Origin of the sequence: Ruminococcus sp. AM42-11 (assembly GCF_003480145.1) — a bacterium.
GTDB classification, from domain to species: domain Bacteria; phylum Bacillota; class Clostridia; order Lachnospirales; family Lachnospiraceae; genus Blautia_A; species Blautia_A faecis.
On the sequence record NZ_QUIO01000071.1, the window covers coordinates 1 to 9,524 of the forward strand.

General features: G+C 34.3%; 7 protein-coding genes. 1 reads left to right on the forward strand and 6 read right to left on the reverse strand.

The features are described from left to right. Positions 1-352 (forward strand): hypothetical protein (locus tag DW904_RS23205; protein ID WP_202187809.1); only part of this gene is annotated, 352 nt, incomplete at its 5' end. A 33-nt stretch (positions 353-385) separates the two neighbouring features. Here the strand turns inward: DW904_RS23205 and DW904_RS21885 are convergent. The 6 genes from DW904_RS21885 to xerA all read right to left on the reverse strand — a co-directional run bounded on the left by DW904_RS21885 (position 386) and on the right by xerA (position 9,267). Continuing rightward, positions 386-817, reverse strand: coding sequence for a hypothetical protein (locus DW904_RS21885; protein WP_118584240.1), 432 nt, complete (start codon positions 815-817; stop codon positions 386-388). A gap of 5 nt (positions 818-822) precedes the next feature. Beyond that, complete coding sequence (locus DW904_RS21890) at positions 823-1,725, reverse strand: hypothetical protein (protein WP_118584241.1); 903 nt, start codon at positions 1,723-1,725, stop codon at positions 823-825. Between the two features lie 61 nt (positions 1,726-1,786). Next, a complete protein-coding gene (locus DW904_RS21895; RefSeq protein WP_118584242.1) occupies positions 1,787-6,328 on the reverse strand; it encodes a tail fiber domain-containing protein in 4,542 nt (1,513 codons plus the stop codon). A gap of 410 nt (positions 6,329-6,738) precedes the next feature. Further along, positions 6,739-7,170, reverse strand: coding sequence for a hypothetical protein (locus DW904_RS21900; protein WP_118584243.1), 432 nt, complete (start codon positions 7,168-7,170; stop codon positions 6,739-6,741). A gap of 48 nt (positions 7,171-7,218) precedes the next feature. Next, positions 7,219-8,217: a tyrosine-type recombinase/integrase gene (locus DW904_RS21905; RefSeq protein ID WP_118584244.1), complete on the reverse strand. Its 999-nt coding sequence runs from the start codon at positions 8,215-8,217 to the stop codon at positions 7,219-7,221. 54 nt (positions 8,218-8,271) lie between these two features. Continuing rightward, positions 8,272-9,267, reverse strand: a complete 996-nt coding sequence (xerA, locus tag DW904_RS21910) for a site-specific tyrosine recombinase/integron integrase (RefSeq protein WP_118584245.1) — start codon at positions 9,265-9,267, stop codon at positions 8,272-8,274. Between the last annotated feature and the right edge of the window lie 257 nt (positions 9,268-9,524).

Genomic DNA, 9,524 nt, shown 5'->3' on the forward strand with positions numbered 1-9,524 from the left:
TGATATGAAAGAAAAATTTGAAATCAAGAATTATGTTAAATTGATTTGCCTAAGACTTGATCATTATGAAAGTTTTATAGAAGATGAAGTGAATACAGACTGTATCTCAGATATTAATAATTTTATACTTAAACATAAAAATGAAGAGGGAGTTAAGATTTTAATATTTGAGATGAAAAATATGAGAATGACTACGATTTCTCAGGCGAGAGAGTATATACAACATCTACATGCATTCGATTACATTCGTGGATTGATTGAATCCGGGCATGATCTTATTACTGCAGACCAAGTTGATAAAATGTCAATAGGTGAAATAATTACATACATGCTTGATTACAAAAAAGAATAAAAATAAAGGGTGGTATAATACCACCCCTATTGATTATTTAAGCTTAAAATTGTAATGTGGTTCATCTTCATTAAAGAACCAGTACCTTAGATAATCGTCCAAGATAATTCCAAATGCACATACCGGCAAAAAGAGTAATGCAAACTGCCAAGAAGTCTGTCCGAGAATATTTCCAGGAAGATTACTATAATCCCAAATTCCAAGACCGAGCCATAAGTTTAAAACACATCCTGTCAAAAATTCTGCTATTAGTACAAATGCTTCAGATTTTGCTAATTGCTTCCAAAACGGATAATCCCATGAAGTTTTTTCATTTTGCAACCCACAATAAATGAAACATATTCCACCAAGAATAAACATACTTAAATAGCTATATCCTCTGAACAGGACTTCTATGTAGTAATAGATAGAACCACCCATGTAAAACAAAAATAAATATTTAGCCCATGGCTTTAATTTATTCATTTATATCACGCCTTTTTAGATGATTTTTCTGTAGCTGCATCTTCTATATTATCTGTACCATCTGTAGTATTTTCTGTGTCCTTAACATCTGTCTTAGTTTCTGGTACTGCAGTTTCAAGATACTGCTTTACAATACCTTCCATTACAGCATTTCCCTGTGCAATTACGGTATCCATATTAGTCTTAATTGCCTGATCTGTAATTTCCTGACCATATTTAACAGCTGCAATCTGTTCTTTGGTATTAAGTCCTCTTACATATGTATTCAAAGCATTACAATAAGATGTCTCTGCAAGAATGAGTTTCTGAATCTCACAGTAAATTTTAATAATATCCTGATAGGTATATACTTTGCACTGTGAGCCATCTGCATGATATGGAAGAGATACCTTTGTTGCCATGGCAACATCAGATAAAGTTTTAATATTTGCCTGATCATCACCTGTGGCAGAGAAGTGCTCTGTTCCATAACTTGTCTCTACATCAGTACCTGCATAAATTTTGTCCTGGCATTCTACACCATACTGTTTAATTTTGTATGCTCTGTACTCTTCAAGAGACATACTTGATTCGTCAACAGTATCTTCACCCATAGCAGCTTCAATAGATTTGATTTTTTCATTGAGATCAACAGCCTTGAGACGAACGGTAATTACAGGTTTCATGTTGTTCTCTTCATCCAGATAAAAGTTATATTTTATAGTAGAAGATTCAACGCCACAATAATTGGATACGGACTTGATTACCAGTCCATACTGATCCATAACAATAATAGATTTTGCATTATTAAAGAGATCTACAATTGCTTTTTCGTCCTCAGACATGACTGTTACATAAAATGGATCATAGGAAATTTCACAATACTTAAGTACCTGGTCATCAACTTTAATTTTACCTAAAATAATCATAATATATTGCTCCTTTCAAATTTTGAGTAAAAAATAAAAGGTCACTCAATTAAGAGCGACCTTAGTTGCACATATTTAGTTTTTGTTTGAGTCGTTTGTTTTCTTTTTCGAGTATAGTTACTTTAGAATTTAATTCTTGCATTCCTTTCACAACATAAGCAAGCATCTGTAAATTATTGACAGATTTATAATATGGGTGTCCATCAACCTCTCCACCTCCATCAACAAGATTAGGGTCGAGCTGTTCGAGTTCGTCTGCTATAAAGCCAATCTTGTATTTCTTATGAGAATCTTTTCTTTCAAAAGAACGAATTTTCATTGATTCTATAACTTTTGTGGCATCTTCTACTTCGGTGTCTCTTATATTACCTTTTAGTCGAATATCAGAAAGAGCTGTACTACATGCTCTTCCGAGACTAAACCATTTCCATGAACCATCAAGTCTGGTTTGAATCCAAATTGATCCTTGATATGAGTCTCCATTATAAATAAATGCTCTGTTTCCGGCAACTTGCCCTCCAAGATAAACTCCTACCGCAGTCGGTGATTCATAACTACCTACGTTAAAACCGACATAAATATTTCCAAAATTACCATCAAGTGCTAATGGAATTTTTCCAGTTTTTGCATCATAAAAACCAAAGAAATTTTCATCACTTGTACCTGTTGCAGCGCCAAATCTCCAATCTACTGATCCTCTATTGGATTGATATTCAAAATAAGTATTTATTAAATTACTACTTTGAATATATCCGCCTACATCTATATGACCACTAACCGAAGCATTAACACAATTAACTGTATCAATATATGCATTACTAAAATACCAACTACTTGTACCAAGTCCACAATGACCTCCACCAGCTCCACCTGATTGATATGGTATAATACCAGCTGTTGTAGTACGTATCCAGTCTGATGTATTACCATCTGGTCTTGCCATACCATAATAACCGTTTGCTGATACTGCACCAAGTTTTGTTCCTAACTTCGTATTTATTTCTGTTTCTGTATAGTAACGATCATCATGTGTATGTGACGATGGAGTATAACTAGATGGTTTACCACTTACGTTTCCCCATGCTACGGAACCGGCAGAACCAGCGCTTGTAGCATATTTTACAGATTGAGATCCAATTGTTGCAGAAGTAATGATAGTTCCTTCTTGCACTGGTAAATACACTGTTGTAGCCGAATTGTTTCCGGCATTATAATTTGTGTTAGAAGTATAGCTAAATGCTAAATTATCATTTGATGCTAAGTTGCCAATTGTCCAATATCCATTTGGTGTAGCTTGACCAACCACAGGATTCCATGAATCTTTACCAGTTGCAGTACCACGAACTGCTACATTATTTCTAGCTGATATCCAACTTCCTCCACTACTACGTATTATACTACCTGTAATTGTGCCTCCAGATAAAGGTATATATGCGTGTGTATGTGAAGCCGGTGTGAAAGTAGAGGGTTTACTGGTTATTTCACTCCAACTATATGAAGGTTTTGAGCTTGCTTTAGCCCAAGAGTATACATCACTAGCAGGATGAGAGTTAGATAGACGTGAATCATTACCTGCACAAGCTGTATTTGCTGCTGTACCAAGAGGTCTCCATGTATTTGTATCTGTAAATTTAGCACCAGATGGAACATCGGAATTTACAGTATGACCATTAACTTTAGATGCATTGGATGCAGTAGCTGCGTTACCAGTACAAGAACCTGAAGCTCCTGTAATATTAATTCCCCATGTACCAGATGCACCAGTACCAGTTTTGGTAACTGTGTAAGAACTGTAGTTGCTAGAGGTAAGAATAGTAGCCCAACCTGAAAATGTAGTTGATGTGTCTGGTGCCGATCTATATGCAAGTCCAGTGCCATGCCATTGCATTGCTATCTGTGACACGCCATTTGACCCAGTTAACTGTAATACATTACCGTAAGTAAAAGGATATCCATTATTATAGATTTCATATTGTCTTATACCAGAAGCTCTATTTGCCGTTGTACCAGCAGTAAGTCTATAAGATGATGTGATATAATCGTGTGTATGTGACGATGGAGTAAACGTACTTGGTTTGCCTGTAATTTCTCCCCATGAATAACTTGGCTTGGATGAAGCTTTAGCCCATGCATAAACGTCTGATGCTGGAAGACTGGATGGGAAGTCGGTGATTTTACCTTTAGTTATTGATGGGATGTCTGCTGCAACCAATTTCCTAAATGATGCAGGACCACTAGAACCATTTGGTGCAGCTAATACAGTATTTGCAGTGCGTGAAATTGTAGCATCATAAACATGAGTTCCAAAATCACTGATTTGAGATACAGTATGACTATGACTACTTGGTGTATAACTACTTGGTTTACCTGTTACACCTGACCATGGAACTGAATTAGCTTTTGCAGCTGTACCACTATATAATCCTGTATTGTCAATTGTAATATGTGTAGCTTTATCTATACCATTTTGGCAGTTTGTATAAATATCAATTGCACCATCATTTGCAAGGATTAAACGCTCGTCACCACCTGTAGTAGATGTGGATTTAACTACATCTGCAGATTCTCCACCTCCAATAATTGTAAGTCCACCTCCGCCAATGGCTATTCCATTTCCATATGCATCTGATGAATTATCTATGAACTCAATCATTTTATAGGTGGCTTTTGATCCTTTGTATGAAATATTTCCAGTCATAGTGCCACCACTTAATGGTAAGTAACTATGTGTATGATTACTTGCGGCAGCGCCAATTTCACTTAGACTCCATGAAACGTTTCCGCCGCCATTTACAGATTTACCTGTATTTCCAATTGTTAATGTTCTTGCAGTTCCCCATGTGGCTGTAGTAATGTTTCCAGAACCATCAAAATTTGTACCGTTGATGGAACGTGCTGTAGCTAACTTTGTGGAAGTAGTGGCGTTACCAGAAATGCTTATTCCCCATGTACCACTTGCGCCAGATCCTGTCTTAGTTACGGTATATGAGGTGTAATTTTGTGTATGAAGCAATTCAGCACTTTCAACCCAAGCAGTTCTTGCTGCAGTTGATCTCATGATATACGCTCCGAGTTTTTGACGATTAACACCAAATGCGACACCACCACCGACATCAGTACCAGAATAACAATCCATAATGATCCAATCTTTGTAATTGGAGTCTCCATTTACTGTAGTATTCATCATTAAGAAACCAACTTTATTTGTTCCGAAATAATTTGGTTTTTGTTGTCCACCATTGCCAGTATAGCTTCCAACAACATAATTATGTGTATGCGAGGTGTCTGATTTACTAGCCAATTTCGTATTAATCTCAGATTCAGTATAATACCGGTCGTCATGAGTGTGACTGGATGCCGCATAGCTTCCCTTCGGTTGATATACACTATTTGCTTTACCTTTAATATAATTCCATAAAGCAGAATGTGGTCTTCTATAATAAGTTGTAGTAGTTGATCCACCACCAGCATATTGAGCAATATAATAATCTGCATCAACTGGATCTGACGTACCGTTTGCAAGCGTATTAATCATTGGATTTAAATCATGTGTATGATTTGTATTTGATTTACCATCAAGAGTAGTTTGAAGATTTGTAATATTGGAAATTGTATGTGTATGACTCTTAGCTGCGGCATAATTAGAATAATTTCCAGAATCAAGAACAAGATTTTTACCTTCGTTTTGATAGAAAAATCCATCTATTACAACATTTAATTGACCTTTATTGTCACGAAATGCAATATCCCCACCATTAGAAGTGTGCCAATCTGTAACAACGGTTCCTGTTTGATTACCCCATGTAGCAGTAGCTTGTCGTAATGCGAAACCTTGTGGACAACCTGCCGAATTTGCAAAATTAACAGAAGCCTTTCCTATATCTGTAATATTTGCAATCGTATGATTATGACTTGAAGGAGCAAATGTTGATGGTTTTCCTGTAATACCGCTCCAAGGAACAGATGATGCAGCAGTAACAGTATCGCTTGTAAATGCAAGTTTTCTCCAATTACCCCAATTACTAGAATCAAATACACGAATATAAATTTCTCCACTCGTCACAGTAAATTGTTGATAACGCCATCCACTCGCGTTACGACCTACATATAATTCAAACGCAGCAGACTCAACAGGAATGTTTGTGCAAGTATTGCCTCCACCAGCATAATACCATCTTCCTTCAGTTTGTAATGTATTTAAATTTGTGTTGGTAAGAGCAGTGTAAACAATGGTATTAGAGCTTCCAGATGATCCAGCATACTTGACACTTTTATTTGCATCCGCCGTGTTGTCAACGTTTCCAAGACCTACTTCTGATTTAGTATAAGACGGTTTACTACTAGCCTTAGCCCATCCATATACGTCACTTGCCGGTAAACTCGTAGGAAAATCTGTTATATCTGATTTCTTGTGCGTATGTGCTTTAGGTCCAAATATCCCAAAAGCTTTTTTTACTGCGGCTGGTGTAACACCCATAGTATTATCGTCTGCATTATATGTTGTACATTCGCCAGACGTATAAGCTTGTTTGTGCGAAGCCGCTGCATAACTCCCCTTAGCCTGGTACTTATCAGCAAGAGTCCTACCGCCCTCATAAATCAAATCAGAAGCAATTCCACCAGAAGCCTTAATAGCAACAGAAGTATCCTTTAACGGATCTGAATATGTACCATTGGAGAATTTTGTCTCTTGAATGAATTGAACGTGAGTATGACCAGTATCAGATTTACTAGAAAGTAAGGAATCTACCTCATTTTTTCTGTAATAGAGTGAATCGTGATTGTGCTGTTGGGATGGGAATAAAGTGGGCTTATCGGTAATATTTTTCCACGATACGGCTCCAGCCGAAGTTGCATATTTAACACTTTTATCTATATCTGCGGTATTGTCAACATTACCAAGTCCAACCTCATCTTTTTTGTGAGTATGAGATTTTGCTGCAAAAATTCCTATATCTGAAAAGGCTGCTGATCCAAGACCAGCAACCTCAATATTGTCCGTAGTTATATTATTTACTTTAATTTTAATTGTTCCATTTTTTGTTCCAGATGAAAGAGTAATAGTCTGAACTGCGCTATCAGCTTGGCTCCTTGAGCAGCTGTAGCAAATTTATTTGATTCTGTAAAAGCTGTGCTAGTCAAACCGTGAACTTTTGCATTTGATGCAATATTGTCCACTTTTAACGTGATTTCACCATTGTTTGTTCCCTCTGAAATAGCAATAGTGCGTGGTGGTTTTGCCAATAAAACGAATTTTTTATCGGTATCGTTCCACCTGTAAATTGCATTAGTTGAAGTGTCAATATAAATATTATTTTCGTCTCCAGTTTCCGGAAACAAACTGAAAGAGGCTCTAGGAATAATTACTTTATGCTGCGCTATACACAACTTCATATATGTCACAAGATCTGTTAATCCTGATAAATTTAAAAATTGCTCTTTCATAATTTTAATTCACCCCTTTCTTAATTGATGAGTTGTTTTTTAGTAATATTATATTATATATTTTTTATGGTCGTGTTTTACATTTTCTTGGGAGATATGAGCATATATCATAGTTGTATCAAGCTTTTCGTGTCCTAAGATTCTTTGAACATCAGTAATATTTGCACCTCTACTTAAAAAATCAGATGCGAAAGTATGACGAAGTAAATGACAGTGTAAACGTCTTTCTAACCCTGCTTTTTCACCAAGTTTTCTTACTCTTGTTTGAATTCCAACTACTTTCATTCCAGTAAATGGTTTTGCATCTAAAACAAAAACTGAATCAGAATTTCCTTTTCTTTCTAATTCAAAATATTTTTTTAACATTAACTCCGCTTTTGCACTTAGATATGAAGTTCTATATTTGTTCCCCTTGCCTAAAATATAGACCTCTTTTGTTTTAAAGTTTATATCACTTATTTTTAAATTCGCAATTTCAGACACCCTAGCTCCAGTTGAATAAAATAATTCTATAAGTGCTTTGTCTTTATAGGTATTACAACTATCGCGTACCATTTCTAATTCCATACTTGTAAGCGGTTTTCTTTGAACTTCATTAAATTTAATTCGTTTTATATTTTCACATGGATTATTTAACAGATAACCCTCTCGTTTGCACCAACCTAAAAATGAATTTATAATAAGTCTACGTTGATCAATTGTACGATTACACACCTTACTCCTATTACTAAGTGCATATAAATAAAATCGAATATCATTTGTGGTTAAATCAATAATAGTACGATTTGAATGATGCAAAAAATCATTTAAAGCAAATGAATAAGTTATAAGTGTTTTTGATGATAGTCCTTCAATCCTTTTTGCAACCATATACATTCTATAAAAATTAGGAATAACAGTATCTTGTGGTATTAAGCTCATATTTCTCTTTCTAATATCATAATCAACCATAAAAATTCTTAATTGTTGTAGAACAATTACTAATGATTCTTCCGAAATTTTCCCATCAAGCTTCATGATTAAATCATATTCAAAATTATCTTTCATAACAAATTCTCCTTAAAATATTTTATATCAATTACTTCCAAAAGAGTATTTGTTTTAAACTATATATTTTTGATGATTATATTTTACTTCATTATTGTTTATTTTTGCATAAATCATAGTTGTATCGATTTTTGAATGTCCTAACATTGATTGAATTTCTGTAATATTCATTCCACGATTTAATGCTGATGATGCAGTTGTATGACGTATTAAATGTGGATATACTGGTCGTCCAATTCCAGATCTAACTCCAATGTCACGAACAACTTTTTCTATGGATTCTTTCTTTAATCCTGTGTATGGTTTTTTTGAGCGAACAATAACGGAATCACAATTATCTTCTCTAATGGCAAAATATTTTTTTAGAGCAACTTCCATTTTTGCATTGATAAAACTTGTTCTATGTTTACTACCTTTACCGAATAGATGAACTTCTTTATTTTGAAAATCTACATCTGATTTTTTTAAAACAACTAATTCAGAAACTCTTGCACCAGTTGAATAGAGTGTTTCAATAATAGCTTTCTCTCTTGGTGTTTTACATGCTTCTCTTATAAGTTCTAGTTCAAGATCAGTTAAAGGTTCGCGTGGTTTTGCCTGATATTTAATTGGTTTGATTTTTGCACATGGATTTGATTGGATATAACCTTCATTAAAGCACCAATCTAAAAATGTGTTAATGACTAATCGTTTACTATCAAGTGTTCGATTGCTTATATTTGTTCTTTTTTGTACTTCGTACAAATATAACCTAATATCATTTGTTGTTAATTGGTTATATGGTCTATGAATATGTTCGAAAAAGTCTATTAGATAAAAATTATATGTTTTTAATGTTGCTGGACTTGTTCCTTCTATTTTCTTTGTAACTAGATAAACTTTATAACAATCTGGTACGACATCTTCATATGGTATAATTGATGTTTCTTTTTCTGTAATATCATAATTGGCAGCAAAAAGCATTAATTCTTGCATTACAACCTTTAAATCATCGTTTGAAATTTTTCCATTTAATTTTGATATAAACTCGTTTTCAAATTTTCCACTCATAAAATAAATCCTCCTTGAAAGTCTATATTTATCACTTCTCAAAGAGGATTTATTTTATATTAAAAAATACAATATCAAAAAATAACAGTACATATATATTAAAATTGTACAAAATATACATTAAAGCTTTTGCTAAAGTTATTACACTAAATAGTGAGTCCTTGCACGCCATTTTTATTGAAGGACCGAATAATGATTTCGTATGGGCCAAAAACTATTGGTACGCAATACCAGAAAGTTCGTGTGTGAAATTTGTA